Source organism: Luteibacter sp. 621, from assembly GCF_050435445.1.
Lineage (GTDB): Bacteria > Pseudomonadota > Gammaproteobacteria > Xanthomonadales > Rhodanobacteraceae > Luteibacter.
The window spans coordinates 113,701-139,030 of the sequence record NZ_JBNDKI010000012.1 but is presented as its reverse complement, the minus strand read 5'-3'; the positions used below and the strand labels follow the sequence as shown (position 1 = coordinate 139,030).

The window sequence follows — 25,330 nt, the reverse complement described above, 5'->3', positions numbered from 1 at the left end:
GGGGCGATGCCGGCAGGCTTGTGGTTTGTTACAAATACCCCCACCCCGGCGTACCACCACCACCAGCCCCCCGGGCGGGGGGGGGGGGGCGCGCCCCCCCCCCCCCCCCCGCTCCTACAGGGTATTACGCAGCGTGGGTGCCCGTACGCTTCGCCAGCGCGACAAGCATCGCCCTCAACGCCGCAGGCTTCACCGGCTTGTGCAGCAGCGGATACCCCATCTCTCGCGCACGCTGCTTCAGCTCCGTACTTCCATCCGCGGTGACCATCGCTGCCGGGGGCATCGGAGAGATTTGCGTCCCCATGATCTGCAAGGCGACAAGGCCGTCCATCTCTTCCGTCAGATGGTAATCGGCGAGGATAAGATCGACGCGCGTATCACGCAGGATCGCGAGTGCCTCCCCGACATCGGTAGCCACGCGACAATCCACACCCCAACGGCCCAGTAGCGCCTTCATCCCGTCGAGGATGGTTTCGTCGTTATCGAGACAGAGCACGGTGAGCGGCAGTTGTTCGCCGCCAGGACGCGCCACCGCCGCCACACGCTTACGCGCCGTGGCTTCCGCGCGCGGTACGCTGATGCTGAAGCAACTGCCGTGGCCAACACGCGAGCGCAAGCCGAGCCGGTGGCCGAGGATGCCTGACAGGCGATCGCAGATGGAGAGGCCCAACCCCAGGCCCTTCTCGCCCCAGGGTGATGGCCGGTCGATCCGTTGGAACTCGCCGAAGATGCGCGCTTGCTGTTCCGTCGCGATGCCGGGGCCGCTGTCCCACACCTCGATGCGTATGTCTTTTCCGTCACGGCGTGCACCGAGTACGACACCACCGGATCTCGTGTAACGCAGCGCGTTCGAGAGGAAGTTAGCGACGATGCGGCGGAGCAGCTGAGCATCCGAACGAACTGCGACGGTGGTCGGAACAACGTGCAGCGTGAGGCCGCGCTGTTCGGCGACGACGGCGAACTGTTGTCGCAAGGAATCGAACAGGTCGGCGAGGGCAAACGGCGCGAGTTCGGGCCGGTAGCTGCCGGCATCCAGGCGCGAGACATCGAGCAGTGCGTCCAGCAAGTCTTCCGCGGCGCGGAACGATGCGTCGATACGTTCGGCGAGCTGTGTCGCATCGCCATCAAGGCCGGGATGTTGACGCAACGCGGACGTGAACAGGCGAGCCGCATTAAGGGGCTGCAACAAATCGTGGCTCGCGGCGGCGAGAAAACGCGTTTTCGATGCGTTAGCCGCTTCCGCTTCGCGGCGCGCGATAGCCGTCGCATCGAGCGCTTCGGAGAGTTCGGCGGTGCGATCCGCAACGCGTTGCTCGAGCGTTTCGTTCGCTTCAATGAGTGCGAGCTCAGCGTGCTTGTACGCCGTGACGTCGGTGAAGGTAGTAACGAAACCGCCGCCAGGGAGCGCGCGGCCGCGCATTTCGATCACCGTGCCATCGGGGCGAACACGCTGGAAAAGATGCGGTGAGCCCGCGCGCATGTAACGTATGCGCTTACCCACGTGTTCATCGACCTCGCCTGGCCCGCACTCGCCATGCTCCGCATTCCAGCGAATAAGGTCGGCGACGGGCAAGCCCACGTACACCATGCCTTCGGGGTAGTCGAACAACTCAAGATAGCGGCGGTTCCACGCGACCAGGCGCATGTCACCATCCACCACGCTGATGCCTTGCGATACGTTTTCCAGCGTGGTTGAAAGGAGTTCGCGGTTGAAGCGCAGCTCCTGCGAGGCTTCGTCCATGAGCGCCATGGCTTCGGCGATATCGAGACCCGTACCGCTCAACGCACCCATGAGAATACGCCGCGCACTCGCCGCACCGACGGCGCTCGCCAGCAGGCGCTCGGTGAACTGGATGAGCGGCCGGTCGGCGGAATCGGTGGGGGAGAGCGTCACGCCGTGGCGTTGGCCGTATTCGTGAAAGGCGCGCTGGGTGACCCGGTCGCCGACGATGCGTCCGGCGATCGTGCCCAGGTCGCGCACTGTCACGCGTCCACGCCAATCGCCGGCGCCACTGACGCTGCGCACGAACGGGTCGACGAACAGCGCCGCGTGCAACCGTTCCGCGACGCTCGGCCGGAAGCGCAGGGAGATGAAGACCAGGCACGACACGTTGATCAGCAGCGACCAGAACGTACCGTGGGTAACCGGCTCCCAACCGGTAAGGTGGAACAGCTCGTTGGGCTTTAACCAGCCGAGCCCGAACGGGCCATGATCCACCCACGCACTGGCGATCCAGCCGGCGCGTGTCATAGCTGGCAGGAGCAGGGTGTAGGCCCAGGTCGCGAAGCCAGCGATGAGGCCGACGTACACGCCGACCCGGCTCGCACCCCGCCAGTAGAGGGCGGAGACGATGGCCGGGGCGAACTGCGCCACGGCGGCAAACGAGAGCAGGCCGGTCGCCGCCAGGTTCTCGGCGTCGGCGATGACGCGGTAGTACAGGTAGGCCATCGCGGCCAGGCCGATGATCGCAATGCGCCGGATCGCGAGGACGAGGTGCGAGACATCGCCGCGTTGCTCCAGGCCAAGGCGACGGATGCGCAGCAACGCCGGCATCACCAGGTCGTTGCTGATCATGGTGGCGAGCGCCACCGCGGCGACGATGACCATGCCCGTGGCGGCCGAGAACCCGCCAATGAAGGCGATGAGCGCCATCGCGTGGTCGCCCAGCGCGATGGGCAGGTTCAACACCCACGCATCCACGTGGCGAGCCGTGACCGACGGCAGGCCCAGCCCGGCACTAACGATGGGGAGCACACCTACCGAGATCAGCACCATGTAGATAGGAAAGAGCCAGCGCGCCTTGCGCAGGTCGCGCGGGTCCTCGCACTCGACCACACCGATCTGGAACTGCCGCGGCAAGCAGAACATGGCGCAGAACGCGAGCAGGGTTTGCGCCACGAAACCCGGCGGCATGCTGCCTTGTTCGATCTGCTGCACGGGGGCGCGAACGGTCTCGACGATCCCCGGGCCGTGAAGATACGCGTACACCGCGATGCCGACGAACGCCAGCAGCTTCACCAGCGATTCCACGGCCACCGCGAGCATCATGCCGTGGTGGTGCTCCGTCGCATCGATGTTGCGCGTGCCGAACAGGATGGCGAACACAGCGAGGAGGGCGGCACACCACAGCGCCGTGTCACCGAACCACCAGCTCGAGCCATCGCCCAGCACGCTGAACGACATGGCCACCGCTTTGAACTGCAGGGCGATGTACGGAATGATCGCCACCACCGCGATGATCGCGACGAGGGCGGCCAGCCCGTGCGACTTGCCAAAACGCGCGGCGATAAAGTCGGCGATCGAGGTGATGTTGCGTTCGCGCGCCACGAGCACCAGGCGCTCGAGCAGGCCAAAGCCAAACACGAACAACAGCAGCGGGCCGAGATAGATCGGCAGATAGGCCAGGCCTGACCGGGCCGCTGTACCCACGGCACCGTAGAAGGTCCACGACGAGCAGTAAACCGCGAGCGCAAGGCTGTACACCAGCGGGCGCAGGCGCGGCTGGCGAGGGTACAGCGGGCGGCGGTCGCCGAGGTACGCGATCCCGAATAAAAGGCCGACGTACAGCAAGGCCACCAGCAGCAAGAGCCAGCCTGCAATCACGAGTGGGGGTCCCTGTCCGACACGGGCTCAGGCTAGCATGGGGGAATGCCCTTCGCCGTCCCCAACCTTCCCCACGCCGAGATCCATGTCTGGCGATTGCCCTGGTCCACCGATGCCGCCGAGGCGGCGCCGTTCCGGACACTGCTTGCCGCCTATGCCGGGCCGGATGCGCCCGAGGTGGCTCGGGGTGAGCACGGCAAGCCGCATTTCCCCGGTGCCGCCGGCATGCTCGGTTTCAGCTGGTCGCACAGCCAGGATACGGCACTGTTTGCCGTGGGGCGTGGTCCTGTCGGCTTTGAAGTAGGCGTGGACGTGGAACGGGTGCGCCCCCGGGCGAGGGCGATCGAGCTCGCCCGGCGGTTCTTCGCCCCCGATGAGACCGCGTGGCTGCAGGGCCTTGGCGACGTGCATGTGCTCGGCGCGTTCCTCGCGCTTTGGACGGCCAAGGAGGCCGTTTTGAAAGCCCATGGGGGTGGCCTTTCGTACGGGTTGCATCGCGTGGCATTCGCGCCCGATGGCTCGTACCTTGCCCCGCGTTCTTTCGATGGCGACGTGGGACCGGCCGAGGCCTGGCGGGTGGCCCAGGTGCCCTTGGAAGCGGGGCTGGTTGGCTCGGTCGCGTGGCGCGGTGAGCCGCGTTCAGTTCGCGTCTTCACATTTCCGCTTTGAACCTTTCCGCCCCTGGGCGTGTCGAAGTTAGCGTGTGTGTGTGAGCCGTGGAGTGCGCCACAGGGATGTGGCGCGTTATGCTGGGACGACAGTCATTGCGCACGTCGCGCTTGGTGACGTGCGCATTTTTTTGGACCGTCGATGACCCTACTCAGCGTAAACCTGAACAAGATCGCCGTGCTGCGCAATTCCCGGGGTGGCAACGAACCGGATATCGCCACCGCGGCCAATACCTGCATCGATGCAGGCTGTGGCGGACTCACCGTCCACCCCCGTCCCGATATGCGCCATGTCACGCCGGCCGACGTGCGAACGCTGGCTGGTTTGTTGCGCGGGCGCGTGGAATACAACATCGAAGGCAATCCGTTCGCCGGCGCGCGCGGTGCCTACCCTGGCCTTATTGAGCTGTGCCGCGAGGTGAAGCCGAACCAGGTCACGCTGGTGCCCGATGGCGATGGCCAGATCACGTCCGATCATGGTTTCGACCTGACGAAGGACATCGAAACGCTCAAGCCTGTCGTCGCCGCGTTTCGCGAAATCGGCTGCCGGGTAAGCGTGTTTGTCGACGCCGGCGGCGAAGGCTTTGCCGAGGCGAAGGCGATCGGCATCGAGCGTATCGAACTCTACACCGGGCCTTATGCGCAGGCGTTCCACGATGGCGATGCGCGCGCCGAGCTCGCAGCCTTTGCCGACACGGCTCGTCGTGCACAGCAGGCGGGGCTGGCGGTTAATGCGGGGCACGACCTCAGCCAGGCGAACCTGGGTACGTTCAAGGCCGCGATTCCGGGCCTTGCCGAAGTATCGATCGGGCATGCCTTGATTGGTGAGGCGCTTTACCAAGGGCTCGCCACTACCGTTCGTGCTTACCTCGATATCCTGAAGTAATAGCTATCGCGCGCAAGCGCGCTCCTACAAATGATCTGCGCAGGATTCGTGGCCGTGCGGTGACCGCAATCCACACTACGACGCACATAAAAAAACCCCGCCGTGAGGCGGGGTTTTTAGTCTTACCGGACAGACCAGATCGGTTACTGCGCGTTAACGAAGCCGATCTTGGTCAGGCCCTGGCCCTTCGCGTCAGAAAGCACGCGAGCCACGACCTCGTACTGAACCGAATCGTCCGCATCGATCTGCAGTTCCGGCTGGTTCGACTGCTGGGCGACCACCGCGATCTGGGCGCGAAGGCCCAGTTCGTCGACCGGCGTGTCGTTCCAGTACAGCGAGCCATCCTGGCGAATCTGCAGACGGATCGGATCCGGCGGATTTTCTGGGTTGACGATGTTCGGATTCGGCTGCGGCAGATCGATCTTGATCTTATGCGACAGCATCGGAGCCGTGATCATGAAGATGATCAGGAGCACCAGCATCACGTCGACGAGCGGCGTGACGTTGATGTCCGACATCGGGCCACCAGAGTTACCAGAGCTGAAAGCCATGTTCGTTACTCCTTGCCAGTCGACATGAAGCCGACGTGGACCATGCCCGCTTCCTTGGCGTCGCCAAGGATCTTCTTCACCACCTTGTACTCGGTGGTGCGATCAGCACGGATCTGAAGTTCCGGCTGCGGGGATTTGGCGGCACTGATTGCGAACTGCTGCTTCAACTCAGCCTCAGTGACTTCGTTGTCATTGAGGAAGTACGTACCGTCCGGCTTGACCGCGAGATCCATCGGCTCCACCGGGGTGTCATCCTTAACGTTCGGATTAGCCTTCGGCAGATCGATCTGGACCTTATGGGACATCAGCGGTGCCGTGATCATGAAGATGATCAGGAGAACCAGCATCACGTCGACTAGCGGCGTGACGTTGATTTCCGACATCGGCCCACCGGAGTTGCCCCCGCTGCTCATAGCCATGGGTCAATTCCTCTCGCGGATTACTTCGTGCCTTCGACACGGGCGCCGGTGGCGAAGAAGTCGTGCAGGTCATGCGCGAATTCGTCGAACTGGGCGTAGGTCAGGCGGTTCGAGCGCATGAAGAAGTTGTACGCGAGCACGGCCGGGATAGCGGTGAACAGACCGAACGCGGTCATGATCAGAGCTTCACCCACCGGACCTGCGACCTTATCCATCGAAGCCGAACCCGAAGCGGCGATGCCGATCAGCGCGTGGTAAATACCCCACACCGTACCGAGCAGACCGATGAACGGGGCCGACGAACCGACCGTGGCGAGCAGGGTCAGGCCGCCTTCGAGGCGCAGGCTCTCGCGAGCCACGGCCTGGCGCAGGGCGCGGTCGATGAACTCCGAACGCGACAGGGTCTCGGCGAGGCGACCACCGGCAGCTGCCTGGTGATGCGCAACGGCCGAAGCGGCGTCGAGTGCGATCTTCGAGAACGGTTCGCCCTTCGGCTGCTCTTCGAGCATGCGGATGGCTTCCTGGGTCGACGCGGTGTTCCAGAAGCCCTGGATCACCTTGTCGGCGCGCGAACGCACCAGGCTGTTACGGATGAAGTTGGCGACGATGAAGTACCACGAGAGCACGGACATCGCGACCAGCACCACGAACACAATCCAACCGAGGAAGTCGAAGTTGTGAATGAGGTGGTCGAAGCCCATCTGCTTCAGGGCATCGGCATTGGAGTTACCTGGCGAAGCAGGCTGAGCGGAGGTGTCTTGCAACATAACGCTACCCTTGGGAAGTCAAGCGTGAACTTAAAAGTTATAAGCCGTGGGGGCTTACAGCTGGTTTAGGTTGAACGTAACGGGGACACGTGCATAGCCTTCGACGGCCTGACCGCCTCGCTTGCCCGGGTTGAATCGCCAGTTCCTGGCCGCATCCTGCGCTGCCTTGTCCAGTTCGCGGAAACCGCTCGACTGGTCGATCTGGATGTCTTTCGGCGTACCGTCGACAGCCACGAGGACCAGAAGTACCACCGTACCTTCATGCCGCTGGCGAACCGCCTGCGGCGGGTACTTTGGCGGGTTGCGCTGACGGTACGACAGATTTTCGCTAGGCGCGATATCCGCCGGCGGTGCCGGAGGCGCGGGAGGCGCCGGAGGCGGTGCCGGAACGGCATTCGTGCTCGCCTCTTCAACTGCCGGCGGCGGCGGAGCCGGCGGCGGCGGTGTCGGTGGCGGTTTCACCTGCTGAATAATTTTCGGCGGCGGCTGCTTGGGGGGTTCCGGCGGCGGCGGCGGGGGAGGCGGGGGCGGCGGCGGCGGTTCGATAAAGTCGACCTGGACCACCTTATCCGTTTTCTTTTCTGCCTGCTTAGGCGGCGCCATGGGCGCTACCAGCAGGAGGAAAGCGAACGAGTGCAGCGCGATGGCAACAGCCAACGCACTTGTGCGCCCCCAACTGAACGGCGCTTGGCCGGTTGATTCGTTACTTGAGGCCATCAGTCACTATCAAGAGCTAATCAAGCGGAAGTGAGCCCGCTGCTTCCCGGCGCTCGGCGTTACACATTGCCTGAACGCGGGTTTTTGCAAGCGGAAAATATGCAAGTTACACCAGCATATGGCGTTTGTATAGCGCCTGAAGGGAAGATTTATGGCAAGCCACAAGACCCCCTTCCGGCACTTTACAAGGCCTTACTGATTACCTGCGGTTTTCAACCAGGCGTTGGCCTTGGCAGAGGTTTCAGGGTCCTGGGCCGCGAGCTTCATGTCCGCGATAGCACCCTGCTTGTTCTTCTGACCACGCTTGGCTTCCGCGCGCACCATATAGGCCTGGCCCTTATGCTGCACGCCCTTGCTGATGGCGTCCGTCGCAGCCTTTTCGGCAGCGGCGTATTTGTTTTCCTGGAGGTTGACCCGGGCGAGCTTGAGTGCCGGCTCGCCGTTGGTCGCCACCTTGACGGCTTCGTTCAGCGCGTTGGTCGCGCCGTTCATGTCGTCCGCGGTGATGTAGGAGTCGGCCAGCAGGTTGTAGTTGTCGCCCGTCTTCTGGACCACACCCTTGTCCATGCCTTCCTTGATGATGGCGGCCGCCTTGACGGCGTTGCCCTTCTGGCGCGCTTCGTTTTCCTGGCCGTCGATCAGGTAGATCTTGGCGAAGTTCACGTACTGCTTCTCGTCCTTGATGGCGCCGGCGGCATGCGCCTTCTCCATCAGGGCGATGGCTTCCGGGTACTTCTGTGCCTGGATGAGGGCCGAGGACGCGTTGTTCAGCGCCGTGGAGTCGTTCGGGTTCTTCTGCAGCTCATCCGACGCCATGGCGGCGGCCTTGTCGCCCTGGCCGGTCTCCGAGTAGCTGGCCATCAGGATCTGGTCCCACGACGCCTGCGGCTTGGCATCCGGCATCGACTTCGCCTTGGTCAGCGCGGCGATGGCTTCCGGGTACTTCTCGAGACGGTAATCGATGTTGCCCTCGAGGCCGTACGAATCCGCGGTTTCCTTCTTGCCCTGGTCGCGCCACTCATGCAGCGACTGAAGAGCCGGGGCGTATTGCTCATCGGCAACGAGAAACTGGGTGTACATGTACTTCAGCTGGAAGTAGGTGTCGTTCGGCAGGACGCCGATATCGAGCGCCTGCTTCAGCTGCACGATGGCGCCCTTCACGTCGCCAGCGTTGTACTTGATGTTGGCAAGGCCCTGCAGTGCGAGCGCCTGGGCGTACTTGCTGCTCGTGCCCGAACCATCGGCCAGCGGAGTGAGCAGCTGCACGGCCTTGTCGTTGTCGCCGTTATTGGCGGCATCGAGGCCCTCGTTGATGGCCTTCTGGTCCTTCTCGCTCTTCAGGTCGAGCTTGGGTTCCTGACGAGTGGCATTCGGGTACAGCACTTCCTTCTTGGCATCGGCCGGCTTGTCTTTAGCAACGACAACGGCGCTGGTGAGGGAAAGTGCGATCGCCGTAGCGAGCGCCATCTTGTTGAAGAAACCCTGTTTCATTGACTGACCTCGGTTGAAGGAGTCGTCGCACACGGCGGTGCTCCGGGGGACTACAGAGGTTACCCTGATTTGATTCCTAAGAACAAGTCGCAGCGCCACAAAAAACAAGAGTCAAAACAATGACTTGTTAGAAGAATGTTGGCGCTGACCGATTTAGGGTGATTTTTGGCCCTTGAAAATCCATTTTCGATCCACCCTACGCGGGCGAACGTTGCGAGCAAAAAAACGCCCGGCGGTCTTTCGACGGCCGGGCGTTTCGACGGTTTTCGCCATGTCTCTGGATCGAATCAGATATCCAGGTTGGCAACCTTCAGCGCATTGGACTCGATGAAGTCGCGACGCGGCTCGACGGCTTCACCCATGAGCATGGAGAACATCTGGTCGGCGGCCACCGCGTCCTCGATGCCCACCTGGAGCATGCGGCGCGTTTCCGGGTTCACCGTGGTCTCCCACAGCTGCTCGGGGTTCATTTCGCCCAGGCCCTTGAATCGCTGGATGGTGCGGCCCTTCTTGGCCTCATCGAGCAGCCAGTTGCGTACATCGGCGAAGCTGGTGACGCCGCGCGAGCCGTTGCCACGACGGACGACCGCACCAGGCTTCAGGCTGAGCTCGGCGAGTTGGGTCGAGATGGTGGCGATCGCGCGGTAGTCGCTACCGCCGAAGAACACCTGCGGCATGATCCAGGTGTGGCTCAGGCCATGCTGCATCCGCTCCACTTCTACCGCGGCACCCTGCTCGTTCAATGCTGGGCGGAAGCGCAGCGCGTACGTGGGCTTGCCGAGACCGCTCGCGCTAAGGCGCTTGGCGATGCCGTCGAGCCAGCCCTGCATGGCACCAGCGTCCTTCCAGAAGCCTTCGTCCAGCGGCGTGTGCTCGATCATCGCGGTGAGGACCGAGGTATCGAACCGGTGCGACATGCGTTCGATCTGGTCGAGCGCGGTCTGGTAGTCGCGCAGCAGCTTTTCGAGCGCTTCGCCGCCGATGCCCGGCGCACCCTCTTCCGGCTCGAGCGACGCATTGTCGACCGCGCTCGAAATCAGGAAGTCGTTCAGGACGCTGTCGTCCTTGATGTACAGCTCCTGCTTGCCCTGCTTCACCTTGTACAGCGGCGGCAGGCCAATGTAGACGTGGCCGCGCTCGATCAGCTCCGGCATCTGCCGGTAGAAGAAGGTGAGCAGCAGCGTGCGGATGTGCGAGCCATCCACGTCCGCGTCGGTCATGATGATGATGCGGTGGTAGCGCAGCTTGTCCGGGTTGTACTCGTCCTTGCCGATGCCGGTGCCAAGCGCGGTGATCAGCGTGCCGACTTCGGCGGAGGAGATCATCTTGTCGAAGCGAGCTTTCTCGACGTTGAGGATCTTGCCCTTCAGCGGCAGCACGGCCTGCGTGCGGCGGTTGCGGCCCTGCTTGGCGGAGCCACCTGCGGAATCACCCTCGACCAGGAACAGTTCGGACAGGGCCGGATCCTTTTCCTGGCAATCGGCGAGCTTGCCCGGCAGGCCGGCAATATCCAGCGCCCCCTTGCGGCGGGTCATCTCGCGCGCCTTGCGGGCGGCCTCGCGAGCGCGAGCCGCGTCGACGGCCTTGGAGGCGATGGCCTTGGCTTCGTTCGGGTTCTCGAGCAGGAACTCGGCAAGCTTGTCGTTGACGACCTGCTCCACCGCCGTCTTCACCTCGCTGGAAACCAGCTTGTCCTTGGTCTGCGAGGAGAACTTCGGATCGGGCACCTTCACCGAGAGAACCGCGATGACGCCTTCGCGCATGTCGTCGCCGGAAAGCGCGACCTTGGCGTTCTTGGCGATGCCTTCCTTCTCGATGTAGTTCTGCAGGGTGCGGGTCAGCGCCGCACGGAAGCCCGTGAGGTGGGTGCCGCCGTCACGCTGCGGAATGTTATTCGTGAAGCAGAACATCGTTTCCTGGTACGCATCCGTCCACTGCATGGCCAGTTCGACGGTGATGCCCTCGGAGAACGAGCTGAAGCTGATGACCGTGGGATGCAGGGCCGTCTTCAGCTGCGCCAGGTGCTGCACGAAGGACTTGATGCCGCCCTCGTAGGCAAAGATGTCCTTGCGCTCGTTACGCTCGTCCACCAGTTCGATCGTGACGCCCGAGTTCAGGAACGCCAGCTCGCGGAGGCGCTTGGCGAGAATGTCGTAGTGGAACTCGGTGTTGTTGGTGAAGGTGAGCTTGCTGGGGAGGAAGCGCACCATCGTGCCGCGGCGCGAGGTGTCCTGCGTGGCGGCGATGGGAGCGAGCGGCTCACCATGCGCGTACTGCTGGTTCCATTCCTTGCCATCACGCCAGATCGTCAGCCACAGCTTCTCGCTGAGCGCATTGACGACCGAGACGCCCACGCCGTGCAGGCCGCCGGACACCTTGTAGGAGTTGGCGTCGAACTTACCGCCGGCATGCAGCACGGTCATGACCACTTCGGCCGTGGACCTGCCCTCTTCCGGGTGGGTATCGACCGGGATGCCGCGGCCGTTGTCGGCCACGCTCACCGTATCGTCCTGATGGATCGTGACCGTCACGTAGTCGCAGAAACCCGCCAGGGCTTCGTCGATGGCGTTGTCGACCACCTCGAACACCATGTGGTGCAGACCGGTGCCGTCATCGGTATCGCCGATGTACATGCCGGGGCGCTTACGCACCGCTTCCAGGCCCTTCAGGACCTTGATGCTGCCGGAGTCGTAGGCGTTCGAGTTGGTCGGATCGAGAGGTTCGTTCATGCGAGGCCTGGTAATGACGCAGGAGGCCCCGGCGCGCGAAGGACGCGGCGCCAGGACAGTAGGTCGATTATAGCAAAGCCGTCACGGCACCCTGTTCCACGTGGAACACAGTGACGGGTTGGTCGGAAAGAGCGTGCGGAACCTCGGTACCGGTCACCAGCACCTGGACATCGCGGCCCATCAATTGAGCGACCACCCACTCTTGATGGGTACGGTCCAGCTCAGAAGCAAGGTCGTCGAGGCAGACCACGGGCCACTCGCCGCGTATCTCGGCGTGCAGCGACGCCTGGCCGAGCAGGCATGCCAGGGCGCAAAGCTTCTCCTGGCCGCGGGATAGGTGCTCCCGCAACGGCGCGTGCTCGAAAGCGACAGAAAAGTCAGCGCGGTGCGGCCCAGCAGTCGTGTGTCCCCGAGCCAGATCGCGCCCCCTGCGTTCAAATAGTGTCGTAGCGAGGTCACTCGTCTCGTCCCAGCCTGGCTTGTAGCGGATGGTGAACTCGCCCAGCTCTGGGAGCACGTTTCCCATGAAAGCCTGGATATGGGGAAGCAAACGGTCCAAATAAGCTTTGCGGTAGGCGGAGAGGCCTTCGCCGGACGAGGACAGCTCGGATTCCCAGGGCTCGATGAGACCCGGATTCAGAGGCCCACCGCTGCGTAGCAAGGCATTCCGCTGTTTGAGTGCCCGCTGATACCTGCGCCACTGATTCACGAAGCCATGTTCCACGTGGAACAAACCCCAGTCGAGGAACTGCCGCCGCTCCTCCGAGCCTCCAGCGATCAAATCATGCGAGCCAGGTTCGAAACAGACCACTGCGCACTCCTGGACCAATGCACCGAGTGACACGGCATCGCCATCGACCCGCGCCTGCCAACGGGCGCCCTCCCTGCCCAAGCCGAGACGCCTCGCACGCCCGTCGGCAGAACTCACCTCTGCGAACACCGAGAGAGCCGAAGCACCCCGCTTCAGCAGCACATCCCGCGAACCCGCTCGAAACGAGCGACCGTGGGAGAGCAGATAGGCGGCCTCGAGAACGCTCGTCTTGCCAGCGCCGTTAGCACCCACGAAAACGCTGATGCCGGGCGCAGGCGTAATCGACACGCCTTCCAGGCAACGCAGACCCGCGATTCGCAACGACTCGAACTTCATTCCCCGCCTTTACCCGTGCCAGAACGAACAACGCCGGGGTGTCGAAGACATCCCCGGCGTCGTGGGCCGAACTTTACAGCGTTGGGCCGTCAGAGGCGAAGCGGCATCACCACGTGGCGAGCTTCATCGTTGCCCTCTTCCTGCAGCAGGCAGCTGGACTGTGCATCGCGCAGGTTGAGACGAACCTTCTCGCCACGCAGTGCCCCAAGCGCATCCAGCAGGTAGCCCACGTTGAAGCCCACGGCCAGGTCGCTGACTCCGGTCTCGGCTTCCACTTCTTCCTGGGCTTCTTCCTGCTCCGGGTTGTGGGCGACGATCTTGATGTGGCCCGGCTGCAGTTCCAGCTTCACGCCGCGGTACTTCTCGTTGGAGAGGATCGCGGCGCGCTGCAGGGCGCTGCGCAGCACGTCGCGCTCGATCGTGGCGGTCTTGTCGGCGCCGAGCGGAATCACCGCTTCGTAGTCCGGGAAACGGCCGTCGATCAGCTTCGAGGTGAACTGCACACCACCGCGGCGAACGCGCAGGTGGTTGCGGCCAAACTCGAGCTCCACCGTGCCCTCACCCGATTCGAACAGGCCGATCAGCTCATTCACGCCCTTGCGGGGAATGATGATCTGCCGGCGTGCCGACACGGAGCTCTCGAGACGCGTTTCCTTGAGGGCCAGGCGATGGCCATCGGTGGCTACGCAGCGCAGCGTGTGTTCCTGCAAATCGAGCAGCATGCCGTTGAGGTAATAACGGACATCCTGGTTCGCCATGGCGAACGCGGTGCGTTCCATCAGGTCGCGCAGCACTTCTTCCGGCAGCGTCACCCGCTCGACCAGCTCGATTTCGTCGATGGTCGGGAACTCAGAGGCCGGCAGCGTGGCCAGCGTGAAACGGCTACGGCCGGCGTTGAGCGCAATACGGTCGCCATTGAGCTTCAGGTCGATCTTCGCGCCATCGGGCAACGCACGAACGATGTCGAACAGCTTGCGTGCGGGAATGGTGATCTCGCCTTCCTGCACGGCGTCGGCGTCAGTGGTCGCGACCATCTCAACTTCGAGGTCGGTGCCGGTGAATTTCACCTCGCTACCGGAGGCGCGCACCAGGAGGTTCGCCAACACGGGAAGCGTCTGGCGACGCTCAACGACGCCCACGACTTGCTGCAGGGGTTTGAGCAGTACTTCCCTCTGGATGCTGAATTGCATGCGTCCCCTACTCCTGCTTTTAAGGTTTTAAAGATTTTATAGTGGTAGTAGTTAGGCCGGTGGATATCTTGAAAAGTCCGATTTCATCTTACTTTTCAGTTACCTACGGCTTTATATCAACTGGCTTGAAGCGACGGTTTCGTGTGGGCTCGTTGTGGATAACTTTGAGGCCTGAAACCGTCCTCAGGTCACCCACCTATTATCCACAGGTTCTCAGCCCGTCAAGATACGGATCAGCTGTTCCCAATCCTGGCGCATACGCACATCTTTCTCACAGAAACCGCGGATCGTCCGGCACGCGTGGAGCACCGTGGTGTGGTCACGGCCGCCAAATGCCTCGCCAATCTCCGGCAGGCTGTGTTCGGTCAGTTCCTTGGACAAGGCCATGGCCACCTGGCGCGGGCGCGCCAGGGAGCGCACACGGCGCTTGGAGAGCAGATCGGACAGGCGTACCTGGTAGTAATCGGCCACCGTCTTCTGGATGTTGGGCACGGTCACGGCCTGCGCGTGGGTATTGAGCAGGTCGCGCAGCGTTTCTTCCGCGAAATCGGTGGTGATGTCGCGGCGGTAGAAGTTCGCACGCGCCGCAAGCGTGTTGAGTGCGCCTTCCAGGTCACGCACGTTCGAGCGGATGCGGCGCGCGAGCAGCATCGCCACGTCTTCCGACAATGCCATGTCCTTGTCCGCCGCCTTGGAAAGGAGAATGGCGGCGCGCGTCTCGAAATCCGGTGGCTCGATCGCTACCGACAACCCCCAACCCAGGCGCGATTTCAATCGCGGCTCAAGCTTGTCCAGTTCCTTCGGGTAGCGGTCGCAGGTAAGGATGATCTGCTGCTTGGCTTCGAACAGCGCATTGAACGTATGGAAGAACTCTTCCTGCGTCGTGTCCTTGCCGGCGAAGAACTGGATATCGTCGATCAGCAGCGCATCCACCGAGCGGAAGCGGCGCTTGAAGTCATCCATGTTCTTCTGCTGCAGCGCTTTCACCATGCCGCTGACGAACTGCTCCGAGCGCAGGTAGAGCACCTTCGCCTCGGGATTGTTCTGCAACAGCAGGTTGCCGGCGGCATGCATAAGATGCGTCTTACCCAGGCCCGTACCGCCATAGAGAAGGAGTGGGTTGTACGCGCGGCCAGGGTTCATCGCGACCTGCATGGCCGCGGCCTTGCCCAGCTGGTTGGATTTGCCCTCCACGAACGTTTCGAACGTGTAGTGCGGATCCAGGTTGTGCTGGTGTGGCGGCTCCGGTGCGGATGGCATATGCATGGCGGGCGCGGGGGCGTGCGCATGGGCCGGCGCAGGTGTGCTGGCCGCCACCGACGAGGCCGGTCGCGCAGGTGCCGGGCGGCCGCCGTGGGAACCCACCTCCAGACGCACGGGCAGGGGGTGGCCGGCCAGGTGTTCGATGATCGCTTCGATCCGAACCAGGAACTGGTTGCGCACCGTATCAAGCGAATACGGGTTCGGGGCGTACAGGTACAGGCCCGTGCCGTCCTCCCTGGCCTGCAAGGGCATGAGCCAGGTATGGACGTCTTCGGGGCTCAATTCGCCATCAAGACGCTCGAGACAGCGCCTCCAGAGATCACTCATCGGGTATTCTTTGCCACAGCGTAAAGGGGCGCTTGCGCGCGGGGTGGACGATGAAGTCTACCAGCCTTCCACCCCTCCCTCGGTGTACGCCCCGCCCGGCACCTGCTGTCATCCGCTTGCCAACCAGTTGACATCCTTCGGGATTGTCACGCATACTTGCAGGCCAACTTCAATCTTCACCCGGATGTAAGCGCCATGAAGCGTACTTTCCAGCCCAGCAAGCTCAAGCGCGCGCGCACCCACGGTTTCCGTGCTCGCATGGCCACGGCCGACGGCCGCAAGATCCTGAACGCGCGCCGCGCGAAGGGTCGCAAGCGCCTGATCCCGTAATCGGTTCGCCGGTCGTGCGAGCCGCAGCCTTGCCGCGCGATGCGCGGCTACGCCGCGCCGCCGACTTCGCAGCCTTGCGAAATGTCAGCGGTCGCCTCGGCGGCCGCTGTTTTCTTTTGCGCTTCGGAAATAATGCGGCAGGTACCGCCCGGCTTGGCCTGGCGATCTCCAAGCGCTGTTCCAAGCGCGCCGTCGACCGCAACCGGATCAAGCGCCTTGCGCGTGAGGCGTTTCGCCGCGCCCGGCCCGATCTGCCGCCCGTCGATATCCTCGTCATGGCCCGCGACAGCGCGGTCGAGGTACCCGGTGCCGCCCTTCTCGCGGAGCTCGATACCCTCCTCCGTCGCATCAAGCCGTTGAAGCGCGAGGGTGCCGACGGCACAATCGCGCGTTGACCTCTTTCCCGCCCGCCTTCCCGTCCTTATATCGGCCGCGGTGCCTAACGGATCTGGCTTAAGCTAATGAATCAAACGCGTACGCTTCTCTTCTTTGCGCTCATGTTCGTGGCGTACGTGCTGTGGACACAGTGGGAGCAGGATTACGGCCCGAAGCCGGCACCTGCCGCTCCCGCCGCCGCCCAGGTCGATGGCAAGCCTGCCGCCGATGGCAGCGTCCCCGGTGCGGCCGGCACGGCCAACGTTCCGGCCGATACCGCCGCAGCGCCTGCCGGCAAGGCCGAGCTGGTCACCCTGCAGAACGATGTGCTGCGCCTGACCATCGATACCCGTGGCGGCAGCGTCATCCGTTCGGAGCTCCTCTACTACCCGAACCAGCCGGTTACCCGTAAGGATCCGACCCCGCCGCCGGTGCGCCTCCTTGATGACGATGCGAAGACCTTCTTCGCCGCGCAGGATGGCCTGGTCAGCAACACGGGTGCCGCGCCGGACCACCGCGCCCTCTTCCACGCCGAGAAGACCCAGGCCGTGCTCGCCGACGGCGAGAAGTCCGTCAGCCTCGACCTGACCTGGACCGACCCCTCGGGTGTGAAGGTCACCAAGCGCTACACGTTGAAGCGCATGGATTACGTGGTTGACCTTGACCAGCGCATCGACAACGGCTCGCAGGCCACCTGGACGGGTAACGCCTACCAGCAGCTACAGCGCGCACCGGCTGAGAAGGTCAGCTGGTTCAAGTCATACACCGACCCGGCCCAGCACAGCTTCTTCGGCGCCGGCTGGTACAGCCCCGATACGAAGTTCGAATCGATGCTGTTCCCCGATTTCCAGAAGAATCCGCTGAACCGCGCCATCACCGGCGGCTGGATCAGCATGCTGCAGCACTACTTCCTCGTTGCCTGGATTCCGCCGGCCGACGAGAACGTCACCTATAGCAGCAGCATCGTCGATCCGAACTCTGCGACGCCGCGCTACCTCGTGCGTGCCTTCGGCCCCGCGCTGTCGGTCGCGCCGGGCCAGGCCGTCGATAGCGTGGCGCGCCTGTATGTGGGTCCGCGCCTGCAGGGCACGCTCGATGCGATCGCGCCGGGCCTTGACCTCACGGCCAACTACGGTTGGCTGAAGATCATCGCCACGCCGCTGCACTGGCTGCTTTCGCAGTTGCACGCCATCAGCGGTAACTGGGGTGTCGCGATCATCCTGCTGGTGTTGCTGATCAAGGCCGCGCTGTACAAGCTCACCGATGCCCAGTTCCGTTCGGGCGCCCGCATGCGCAAGCTCCAGCCGCGCGTGCAGGCACTGAAGGAGCGGTACGGCGACGACCGCATGAAGATGCAGCAGGCCATGATGGAGCTGTATAAGAAGGAGAAGGTGAACCCGATGGCAGGCTGCCTGCCCATCCTGATCACCTTCCCGATCTTCATCGGCCTGCTCCGCGTGCTGTCCGAGTCGATCGAGCTGCGCCACGCGCCGTTCTTCGGCTGGATCCACGATCTCTCCGCGCCGGATCCGTTCTACGTTCTGCCGGTGCTGTACTTCCTGGTCACGCTGCTCACCCAGCGCATGATGCCTACCGCCGGCATGGATCCGACCCAGGCCAAGATGATGAAGGTGATGCCGCTGATCTTCGGCGTCTTCTTCGCCTTCTTCCCGTCGGGCCTGGTGCTCTACTGGACGGTGAACGGTGCGACCAGCCTGCTCCAGCAGTGGTACATCAACCGTAGCGTCGACCGGGCGCACGAAAAGGCCAAAACGGCGTAAGCCACGATGACCCACGGCGCCGACACCATCGCAGCCATCGCCACCGGCGCAGGCGCGGCGGGAGTCGGCGCCGTTCGTGTGTCTGGGCCCCTCGTCCCGGCGATTGCCGCGAGCATGCTCGGCCGTGCGCCGAAGCCTCGTTACGCACACTTCGCTGCGTTCCGTGATGCGCAAGCTGAGCTGATCGACCGCGGCATCCTGCTCTACTTCCCCGGGCCAGCCTCCTATACGGGCGAGCACGTGCTCGAATTACAAGGCCATGGCAGCGCGGTATTGCTCGATGCCCTGCTCCGCCGATGCATCTCGCTCGGTGCACGCCTCGCGCGACCTGGCGAATTCACCGAACGCGCATTTCTCAACGGCAAGCTCGATCTCGCGCAGGCCGAAGCGGTCGCCGATGTCGTCAGTGCGACGTCGGAAGCCGGCGCGCGCGCGGCGTTGCGATCGATGGAAGGCGTGTTTTCCGCGCGTGTGGATGACCTTCTCGCCGAGCTGATCGCCTTACGCGTGCACATCGAAGCGGCGATTGATTTCCCCGAGGAAGAGATCGACTTCCTCGCCGATCCCGTGATCGGCGAACAGCTCGCCGCCCTGCGCGCGAACCTGGATGCGCTGCTTGTCGAGACACGCCGTGGCGTTCGCCTGAACGACGGTATCTCCGTCGCCATCATCGGTCGTCCCAACGCGGGCAAGTCCAGCCTCATGAACGCCCTGGCGGGAGCAGAACGCGCCATCGTTACCGACATCGCCGGCACGACGCGCGATGTGCTTCGCGAAGCGATCACTCTCGACGGCGTCACCCTTGAGCTTTCCGACACGGCAGGCCTGCGTGACTCCGACGACATCGTCGAACGCGAAGGTATACGCCGTGCACGTGCGCAGCTTGAGCGCTGCGATGTGGCGATCCTTGTGACAGATGAGGGGAACGTGGAAAGCGATCAAGCTTTCTTCGAAGGCACGCCAAACCACTCGGCGCACATTGTGGTTGTGAACAAAATCGATCTGCACGGCACACGAGCGCGCCGCAAGAGGGGCGATGGTGTGGACACCTTGTGGCTATCGGCCCGTACGGGCGAAGGCCTTGACGAGTTGCGCGACATGCTCCGCCGTCTGGCTACTGCGGGAGCAGGAGAGGGCGCGTTTAGCGCTCGTCGTCGCCACGTCGTAGCGCTTGAACAGGTCGAAGCCCATCTAGAACGAACGGCAGAAGCGTTGGATGGGGCGCACGCAGGTGAGTTGGCTGCCGAGGAGTTGCGACATGCGCAGCAAGCGCTCGGTGAAATTACTGGCACCTACTCGTCGGACGATCTGCTCGGTGCGATCTTTAGCTCGTTCTGCATTGGAAAATAAGCCGCTACTCGAGTAGACCCAGATGGCTTCGAAAGTCATTCATAAGGGAATATTTGTACTTCGGACGGAAGAAATTCCTCAGTATCTCTGTTGCAACGAGATCGCGATCAAGATCAAAGGCGTGACCAAGTTTCTCGAGCTCGTTGATGAGTTCGGTGTCCGTAATTTCCATTGCTTCAGCCATCGACTACTATCGATCCGCACCGAGACGAATTAGTAGCCAACGACGCGCTATTTTCTGCGTTCGGAACGGGAACGGCGATCGCCCAAGGATTCACCACCTCAAGCGGAAACTGTACGAAGTCTTTCTCGTTTCGAGTGGCTACGCGCGCCTTCGTCATAATAGCTATCGAGGCAATCATGGTATCCATTCGTCCCGGACAGAATCCTATCTTGGTGGCCGCTGCACCGATTCGCGCATAGCAGCGCGACGCCCCATCGTCGAACGGGAGAACCTTCCCGCGGAAATGCTTCGAAAACAGGCGTTCTGTCTTGTTGGTAATGGCGTCCCTCTTCTTCCCGCTGTCCATGTTTTCGAGACCATAGAATATCTCGGCCTTCGTGATGGATGTCGTAACAAGGTCGCTCGAGCGCTGTGCCTGCACCCATGCCAGAACACGCTCGTCTGGCTTCTCGCGAGTGAGCTCTGACAGAACATTCGTATCCAGAATGATCACGGGAGGGTACGACTGTCAGAGAGATCTAGTTCCAACCAGCCAACCTCCGCGAAATCAGCGCGAATGTCGGCGAGTAACTTGGCTGCGCTGCCGGGAGCATCGTTGGGATTCGACGAGATTCGTGTGGAACTCGCACACAAGTGTTCGCGCAAAATCTCTGTGACGAGATCGCTTACGTCACGCCCGGTGCAAGAGGCGAGTCTGTCGAGCTCATGAAGAAGTGTGGCGTCTGTGATCGTCATGTCCATCATCGTGCCTCCTACATTGCGCGGCGCATATTAGGCGACGCCCGCGCGATGATGTAGGAGTTCTCCGATGACGAGTGCCGAAACTCGCCGGGACGATCAGCAGGCCTGCGCCGCTTCCTGCGCTTCGCTGTTTCGTTCCACGGCGACGGACACGGCCCAGAGCAGCAGGCCGCCCAGTGCCAGGCCGCTTCCGACCCAACCGGGCGACGTCCAGCCGTAGCCGTTCGCGATCGCGAGGCCACCGAGGAAGGGACCGAGCGCATTCGCCGTATTGAACGCGGAATGGTTCAGTGCAGCGGCAAGTGCCTGCGCATCACCGGCGACATCCATGAGACGTGTCTGAAGTACGGTGCCGAGCGCGCCGCCCAAACCGATGAAGAACACGGTGATTCCGAGCGTCCACACGTTGCCGGCGGTGAACGGGAAGATCGCCAGGACGACAATCGCCCAGACGAGCAACGCGCCGGCCGTGCGCATGAGCGCGCGGTCCGCGAACACCGGGATGACCATGTTGCCCAGGGTCATGCCAATGCCGAACACACCCATGATCCACGGCACGGTGGAGAGCGGCATGTGGGTGACGCTGAGCAGGATATCCGCAAGGTAGGTGTACACCGCGAACATGCCGCCGAAACCGATTGCGCCGATGCCCAGCGTGATCCACACCTGCGAACGCTTCAGCGCGCTGAGTTCGCGCATCGGGCTCGCGTTCGCGTCGGCAGGCGTATTCGGTGCGAAGGCGAACACCGCGGACATGGTCGCGATGCCGAGCAGTGCGACCAGGGCAAAACTCCAACGCCAGCCCACGGCCTGGCCGAGCCAGCTCGCCAGCGGTACGCCGGCGATCGTGGCGACGGTAAGCCCCAGGAACATCTGGCCCACGGCGCGCGTGCGCCGGTTGGCCGGGACGAGTGAACTCGCTACCAGGGCGGCCACGCCGAAGTAGGCACCGTGGGGCAAACCGGCCAGGAAGCGGAAGACCAGCATCCAGTGGTAATTGGGCGACAGGCCAGTCAGGCCGTTGAACACGGTGAACATCGCCATGAGCAGGAGCAACAGGCGACGGCGCGGCATGCGTGCGCCCAGCACCGTGATGATCGGCGCACCCACGACCACACCCAGCGCATAGGCGCTGATCGCGTGGCCAGCGGTGGGTGCATCGATACCCAGGCCCTGCGCGAACAGGGGCAGCATGCTCATCGAGGCGAATTCGGTCGTGCCGATGGCGAAGCCGCCCACGGCAAGGGCAAGGATGACGAGCCCGACGTGGGGCGCGCGGACGGGCGGGGTGCCCGGATCGAGTGCGGGGGCGGCGGAAGTCATGGGGATGCGGGGCCTGGGACGTTGGCGGGCGCCGTTGTGCGGCGCAACATGGAGCTAGTTTACGCCGCAGGGGTTACGGGTGCCAGCGCTTGCAAGGCGGTCAGGTGTGGTCGCGCAGGTATTCGATGAAGGCGCGCAGGGCCGAGGTGACCCGGCGCTGGCGGGGGTAATAGACCATGAAGCCCGGGTACGGCGGGCACCAGTCCTCGAGGACGCGGACGAGCTTGCCGTCGCGGACGTACTCGTCCACCTGGTCATCGAGGACCAGGGTCAGGCCCACACCAGCGATCGCAGCGTCGATCGAGACGCACAGGTCGCCGAACGTGCAGCGGCCGCGGACATCGAGTTCGAGCTTGGTCTCGCCCTGCTCGAACTCCCACTTATAGAGGCGGCCGCTGGGGAAGCGGAACCGGATGCAGTCGTGCTGCAGCAGGTCGTACGGATGCAACGGCACGCCGCGCCGGGCGATGTACTCGGGCGACGCCACGCAGGCGCCCTTCTGCATGCCGCCGAACGGCACCGCGATCATGTCTTCGGGCACCGATTCATGGAAGCGAATACCGGCGTCATACCCCGATGCGACGATGTCGATCATGCCGTCATCATCCACCGCCTCGAAATGAATATCCGGGTAAGCCGCCAGGAAGCCCGGCAGGAGCGGTGGCAACAAGAGTTGCCCGGCCACTCGTGGCATGTTCATGCGGAGCGTTCCCGCGGGGTGGGCCCGGAAGTCGTTCATCTCCTCCAGGGCATCACCCACGTCGCGCAGGGCGGGCTGCAGCCGTTCGAGCAAACGCTGCCCGGCCTCGGTCAGCGAGACACTTCGCGTCGTGCGGTGGAAAAGGGTGACCCCCAGCCGCTCCTCCAGCCCACGAATGGCGTAGCTGATCGCGGAGGTGGTCAGGGTGAGCTCGGCGCCGGCCTTGCGGAAGCTGGCATGGCGGGCGACGGCCGCGAACGCGGCGAGATGCGAGAGGTTGTCTGGGCGCATGATTATGAAGAATACCTCAATGATTCGTCCAAAAAGTCCCGTTGGCGCGATCCATTGTTGAGGGTTATCGTTCCCGGCTTAACTTTTACCCCTGTAGAGGATGACACCCATGTTTGAAGTCCACGGTTTTGCGGCCAAAGACGCCACGTCGCCCCTCGTCCCGTTCACGTTCAACCGCCGCGATGTCGGCCCGCACGACGTGCACATCGAGATCCTCTTCAGCGGCGTCTGCCACTCCGACCTGCACCAGGCCAAGGGCGACTGGGGCAACTCCACGTTCCCCATGGTCCCGGGCCACGAGATCGTCGGCCGCGTGAAGGCGGTGGGTTCGGAAGTGAAGAAGCTGAAGGTCGGCGATTACGCCGGCGTCGGCTGCATGGTCGATTCGTGCCGCACCTGTGAGTCGTGCCAGAAGGACCTGGAGCAGTACTGCACGGTGCACACCAGCTTTACCTACAACGGCACCGAGCAGGACAAGAAGACGCCGACCTACGGCGGCTACTCGACCGAGATCGTCACCGAAGAGCGCTTCGTGGTGAAGATCTCCGACACGCTCGATCTCAAGGCCGCTGCCCCGCTGCTCTGCGCCGGCATCACCACCTACTCCCCGCTGCGCCACTGGAACGTGGGCCCCGGCCAGAAGGTTGGTGTGATCGGCCTGGGCGGCCTTGGCCACATGGGCGTGAAGTTCGCCAAGGCCATGGGCGCGCACGTCACCATGATCACCACCTCCGAAGCGAAGGGCGCGGACGCCAAGCGCCTGGGTGCGGATGAAGTGCTGGTGTCGACCGACCCGAAGCAGATGGAAGCCGCGGCCTCCAAGTTCGATTTCCTGCTGAACACGGTGCCCGTCAGCCACGACATCCTGCCGTACCTCATGCTGCTGAAGCTCGATGGCACGATGGTGCTCGTCGGTGCCCTCACCCCGCTCGATGCATTCCCGGGTGGTGCACTGATGCTGCCGCGCCGCACCGTCGCCGGTTCGGCCATCGGTGGCATGGCCGAAACCCAGGAGATGATGGATTTCTGCGCTGAGCACAACATCGTGTCCGACGTTGAGATGGTCAAGATGGCCGACATCAACGAGGTGTACGTGCGCCTGGCGAAGAACGATGTGCGCTATCGCTTCGTGATCGACATGGCGTCGATGCCGAAGGCTTAAATAGGTACATGTAGGAGCGCGCTTGCGCGCGATCGGGTCTTGCCACAAACCCCATCGCGCGCAAGCGCGCTCCTACCGTTTTTCGGATAAGGTAACCGCGTCATCAGCGGAGCCCATGGATTGAAACGGTTCTTCCGGTACCTCGGCTACCTTGCCGCTCTGCTCCTCGCCTTTCTCGCCTTCGTCGCGATCACCGCATGGCCGAACATCGGCACGCTGCCGAAGGGCGAATTCCTCGCTCGCAACGAGCAATCGCCAGAATGGCACGGCGATCAGTTCCAGAATCCGCAGCCGATGTTCTCGAACCTGCGCGGCGGCATCCTGCAGATCTTTGAATCGAAGCCAGGCGAAGAGCCTGACCGCCCCGTACCCACGGTCGATTCGTCGGCGGTGTACAAAACACCCCCGGCCACCGGCCTGCGCGTCACCTGGTTCGGCCACTCGTCGATGCTGCTCGAGATCGATGGCGTGAATGTCGTGGTCGATCCGTTCTGGAGTGAGCGCACCTCGCCGTTTGGCTGGCTGGGCCCCAAGCGCTGGTACCCGCCACCCGTACCCATGGATCACCTGCCGCGGGTCGATGTCGTGGTGATATCGCACGACCATTACGATCATCTCGATCGCGCGTCGGTGCAGGCGCTGTACGAACGTGGCGCGCGTTTCATCGTGCCCCTGGGCATCGCTTCGCACCTGGTGGGATGGGGTATTCCCAACGATCGCATCACCCAGCTCGACTGGTGGCAGGAAGCAAGAGTGGGCGCGCTCACCATCGTGTCTACACCGTCGCGCCATGCATCAGGACGTCTCAGCGCCCGCAGCGACCAGACCCTGTGGACAGGCTATGCGCTCGTCGGGCCGCATCACCGCGTGTTCTATTCGGGCGACACGGGGCTCAACGACAGCTTCCCGGATGTGGGCGAGAAGTACGGCCCGTTCGATGTGAGCTTTATTGAAGCCGGCCAGTACGACGCCCAGTGGCCGGATTGGCATCTGGGGCCCGAACAGGCGGTGCTGGTGCACCAGGAAGTTCGTGCCCGTACGCTGATACCCGTGCATTGGGGCCTGGTGAAGCTAGCTCACCACGCCTGGACCGAGCCACCGGAACGTATCCTCGCCGCCGCACGTTGTGCCCATGTGGATGTGTTGATTCCGGAGCCCGGGCAAGCGGTGGAACCCACGACACATCCCGTGGTCCCACGCTGGTGGCCCGCGCAACCGTGGTCAACGCGCGAGCAGACCCCAATCATCGCTTCGAAGGATGGCGAGCCGAACCACCCGTACACCGTGCCCGCCTGCCATTGAGGCGGGTCTACCGCTCAAGGAGGGGAACTCCC

General features: G+C 63.2%; 21 protein-coding genes. 8 read left to right on the top strand and 13 right to left on the bottom strand.

The features are described 5' to 3' along the window. Positions 1-124: 124 nt before the first annotated feature. Positions 125-3,604 (bottom strand): hybrid sensor histidine kinase/response regulator, encoded by a 3,480-nt coding sequence (locus ABIE56_RS14345; RefSeq protein WP_429244463.1) that lies wholly within the window; start codon positions 3,602-3,604, stop codon positions 125-127. A gap of 45 nt (positions 3,605-3,649) precedes the next feature. On the opposite strand from ABIE56_RS14345, the gene ABIE56_RS14340 reads away from it, so the two are divergent. After that, positions 3,650-4,273, top strand: a complete 624-nt coding sequence (locus ABIE56_RS14340) for a 4'-phosphopantetheinyl transferase family protein (protein WP_429244462.1) — start codon at positions 3,650-3,652, stop codon at positions 4,271-4,273. 141 nt (positions 4,274-4,414) lie between these two features. After that, the gene (locus ABIE56_RS14335) at positions 4,415-5,158 is read left to right on the top strand and encodes a pyridoxine 5'-phosphate synthase (RefSeq protein WP_429244461.1); all 744 of its coding nucleotides are present in this window, start codon (positions 4,415-4,417) and stop codon (positions 5,156-5,158) included. 143 nt (positions 5,159-5,301) lie between these two features. Here ABIE56_RS14335 and ABIE56_RS14330 read toward each other — a convergent pair whose 3' ends face one another. The 9 genes from ABIE56_RS14330 to dnaA form a co-directional block, all read right to left on the bottom strand. Further along, complete coding sequence (locus ABIE56_RS14330) at positions 5,302-5,709, bottom strand: ExbD/TolR family protein (RefSeq protein WP_247431301.1); 408 nt, start codon at positions 5,707-5,709, stop codon at positions 5,302-5,304. A 5-nt stretch (positions 5,710-5,714) separates the two neighbouring features. After that, a complete protein-coding gene (locus tag ABIE56_RS14325) occupies positions 5,715-6,128 on the bottom strand; it encodes an ExbD/TolR family protein (RefSeq protein ID WP_247431298.1) in 414 nt (137 codons plus the stop codon). Positions 6,129-6,148: 20 nt separating this feature from the next. Further along, entirely contained in the window at positions 6,149-6,895 is a 747-nt protein-coding gene (locus tag ABIE56_RS14320) for a MotA/TolQ/ExbB proton channel family protein (protein WP_247431295.1), read from the bottom strand. A gap of 54 nt (positions 6,896-6,949) precedes the next feature. Then, positions 6,950-7,498, bottom strand: coding sequence for an energy transducer TonB (locus tag ABIE56_RS14315; protein WP_429244460.1), 549 nt, complete (start codon positions 7,496-7,498; stop codon positions 6,950-6,952). A gap of 306 nt (positions 7,499-7,804) precedes the next feature. Then, complete coding sequence (locus tag ABIE56_RS14310) at positions 7,805-9,103, bottom strand: tetratricopeptide repeat protein (RefSeq protein WP_429244459.1); 1,299 nt, start codon at positions 9,101-9,103, stop codon at positions 7,805-7,807. Positions 9,104-9,390: 287 nt separating this feature from the next. Next, positions 9,391-11,832 carry a DNA topoisomerase (ATP-hydrolyzing) subunit B gene (gene gyrB, locus ABIE56_RS14305; protein WP_429244458.1) on the bottom strand — a complete coding sequence of 814 codons (2,442 nt, stop codon included), beginning with the start codon at positions 11,830-11,832 and terminating at the stop codon, positions 9,391-9,393. Between the two features lie 67 nt (positions 11,833-11,899). Beyond that, positions 11,900-12,979: a DNA replication/repair protein RecF gene (gene recF / locus ABIE56_RS14300; RefSeq protein ID WP_429244457.1), complete on the bottom strand. Its 1,080-nt coding sequence runs from the start codon at positions 12,977-12,979 to the stop codon at positions 11,900-11,902. Positions 12,980-13,068: 89 nt separating this feature from the next. Beyond that, a complete protein-coding gene (dnaN, locus tag ABIE56_RS14295) occupies positions 13,069-14,169 on the bottom strand; it encodes a DNA polymerase III subunit beta (RefSeq protein ID WP_429244456.1) in 1,101 nt (366 codons plus the stop codon). A 213-nt stretch (positions 14,170-14,382) separates the two neighbouring features. Continuing rightward, positions 14,383-15,759 carry a chromosomal replication initiator protein DnaA gene (gene dnaA, locus ABIE56_RS14290; RefSeq protein WP_429244455.1) on the bottom strand — a complete coding sequence of 459 codons (1,377 nt, stop codon included), beginning with the start codon at positions 15,757-15,759 and terminating at the stop codon, positions 14,383-14,385. Positions 15,760-15,954: 195 nt separating this feature from the next. On the opposite strand from dnaA, the gene rpmH reads away from it, so the two are divergent. The 4 genes from rpmH (at position 15,955) to mnmE (ending at position 19,595) form a co-directional block, all read left to right on the top strand. Continuing rightward, on the top strand, positions 15,955-16,089 hold the full coding sequence (rpmH, locus tag ABIE56_RS14285; protein ID WP_008211413.1) for a 50S ribosomal protein L34: 135 nt from the start codon (positions 15,955-15,957) through the stop codon (positions 16,087-16,089). 29 nt (positions 16,090-16,118) lie between these two features. Continuing rightward, positions 16,119-16,484: a ribonuclease P protein component gene (gene rnpA, locus ABIE56_RS14280; RefSeq protein ID WP_429244454.1), complete on the top strand. Its 366-nt coding sequence runs from the start codon at positions 16,119-16,121 to the stop codon at positions 16,482-16,484. Between the two features lie 66 nt (positions 16,485-16,550). Next, on the top strand, positions 16,551-18,245 hold the full coding sequence (gene yidC, locus ABIE56_RS14275) for a membrane protein insertase YidC (protein ID WP_429244453.1): 1,695 nt from the start codon (positions 16,551-16,553) through the stop codon (positions 18,243-18,245). 6 nt (positions 18,246-18,251) lie between these two features. Further along, positions 18,252-19,595: a tRNA uridine-5-carboxymethylaminomethyl(34) synthesis GTPase MnmE gene (gene mnmE, locus ABIE56_RS14270; protein ID WP_429244452.1), complete on the top strand. Its 1,344-nt coding sequence runs from the start codon at positions 18,252-18,254 to the stop codon at positions 19,593-19,595. A 176-nt stretch (positions 19,596-19,771) separates the two neighbouring features. Here mnmE and ABIE56_RS14265 read toward each other — a convergent pair whose 3' ends face one another. The 3 genes from ABIE56_RS14265 to ABIE56_RS14255 all read right to left on the bottom strand — a co-directional run bounded on the left by ABIE56_RS14265 (position 19,772) and on the right by ABIE56_RS14255 (position 22,834). After that, positions 19,772-20,272 carry a type II toxin-antitoxin system VapC family toxin gene (locus tag ABIE56_RS14265; protein ID WP_429244451.1) on the bottom strand — a complete coding sequence of 167 codons (501 nt, stop codon included), beginning with the start codon at positions 20,270-20,272 and terminating at the stop codon, positions 19,772-19,774. Positions 20,273-20,616: 344 nt separating this feature from the next. Further along, the gene (locus ABIE56_RS14260) at positions 20,617-21,843 is read right to left on the bottom strand and encodes an MFS transporter (RefSeq protein ID WP_429244450.1); all 1,227 of its coding nucleotides are present in this window, start codon (positions 21,841-21,843) and stop codon (positions 20,617-20,619) included. 100 nt (positions 21,844-21,943) lie between these two features. Continuing rightward, positions 21,944-22,834, bottom strand: a complete 891-nt coding sequence (locus ABIE56_RS14255; RefSeq protein WP_429244449.1) for a LysR substrate-binding domain-containing protein — start codon at positions 22,832-22,834, stop codon at positions 21,944-21,946. A gap of 109 nt (positions 22,835-22,943) precedes the next feature. Here ABIE56_RS14255 and ABIE56_RS14250 point away from each other — a divergent pair, with 109 nt between their 5' ends. Both ABIE56_RS14250 and ABIE56_RS14245 read left to right on the top strand, forming a co-directional pair. After that, positions 22,944-23,996 (top strand): NAD(P)-dependent alcohol dehydrogenase, encoded by a 1,053-nt coding sequence (locus tag ABIE56_RS14250; RefSeq protein WP_429244448.1) that lies wholly within the window; start codon positions 22,944-22,946, stop codon positions 23,994-23,996. A gap of 120 nt (positions 23,997-24,116) precedes the next feature. After that, positions 24,117-25,298, top strand: coding sequence for an MBL fold metallo-hydrolase (locus ABIE56_RS14245; protein ID WP_429244447.1), 1,182 nt, complete (start codon positions 24,117-24,119; stop codon positions 25,296-25,298). The last annotated feature ends 32 nt before the right edge of the window (positions 25,299-25,330 follow it).

Excerpts from the sequence above, each read along its gene's own strand:
- ABIE56_RS14340 (WP_429244462.1), top strand. The coding sequence starts at position 3,650 with ATGCCCTTCGCCGTCCCCAACCTTCCCCACGCCGAGATCCATGTCTGG.
- ABIE56_RS14335 (WP_429244461.1), top strand. The coding sequence starts at position 4,415 with ATGACCCTACTCAGCGTAAACCTGAACAAGATCGCCGTGCTGCGCAAT.
- ABIE56_RS14330 (WP_247431301.1), bottom strand. The coding sequence starts at position 5,709 with ATGGCTTTCAGCTCTGGTAACTCTGGTGGCCCGATGTCGGACATCAAC.
- ABIE56_RS14325 (WP_247431298.1), bottom strand. The coding sequence starts at position 6,128 with ATGGCTATGAGCAGCGGGGGCAACTCCGGTGGGCCGATGTCGGAAATC.
- ABIE56_RS14320 (WP_247431295.1), bottom strand. The coding sequence starts at position 6,895 with ATGTTGCAAGACACCTCCGCTCAGCCTGCTTCGCCAGGTAACTCCAAT.
- ABIE56_RS14315 (WP_429244460.1), bottom strand. The coding sequence starts at position 7,498 with ATGGCGCCGCCTAAGCAGGCAGAAAAGAAAACGGATAAGGTGGTCCAG.
- ABIE56_RS14310 (WP_429244459.1), bottom strand. The coding sequence starts at position 9,103 with ATGAAACAGGGTTTCTTCAACAAGATGGCGCTCGCTACGGCGATCGCA.
- gyrB (WP_429244458.1), bottom strand. The coding sequence starts at position 11,832 with ATGAACGAACCTCTCGATCCGACCAACTCGAACGCCTACGACTCCGGC.
- recF (WP_429244457.1), bottom strand. The coding sequence starts at position 12,979 with ATGAAGTTCGAGTCGTTGCGAATCGCGGGTCTGCGTTGCCTGGAAGGC.
- dnaN (WP_429244456.1), bottom strand. The coding sequence starts at position 14,169 with ATGCAATTCAGCATCCAGAGGGAAGTACTGCTCAAACCCCTGCAGCAA.
- dnaA (WP_429244455.1), bottom strand. The coding sequence starts at position 15,759 with ATGAGTGATCTCTGGAGGCGCTGTCTCGAGCGTCTTGATGGCGAATTG.
- rpmH (WP_008211413.1), top strand. The coding sequence starts at position 15,955 with ATGAAGCGTACTTTCCAGCCCAGCAAGCTCAAGCGCGCGCGCACCCAC.
- yidC (WP_429244453.1), top strand. The coding sequence starts at position 16,551 with ATGAATCAAACGCGTACGCTTCTCTTCTTTGCGCTCATGTTCGTGGCG.
- mnmE (WP_429244452.1), top strand. The coding sequence starts at position 18,252 with ATGACCCACGGCGCCGACACCATCGCAGCCATCGCCACCGGCGCAGGC.
- ABIE56_RS14260 (WP_429244450.1), bottom strand. The coding sequence starts at position 21,843 with ATGACTTCCGCCGCCCCCGCACTCGATCCGGGCACCCCGCCCGTCCGC.
- ABIE56_RS14255 (WP_429244449.1), bottom strand. The coding sequence starts at position 22,834 with ATGCGCCCAGACAACCTCTCGCATCTCGCCGCGTTCGCGGCCGTCGCC.
- ABIE56_RS14250 (WP_429244448.1), top strand. The coding sequence starts at position 22,944 with ATGTTTGAAGTCCACGGTTTTGCGGCCAAAGACGCCACGTCGCCCCTC.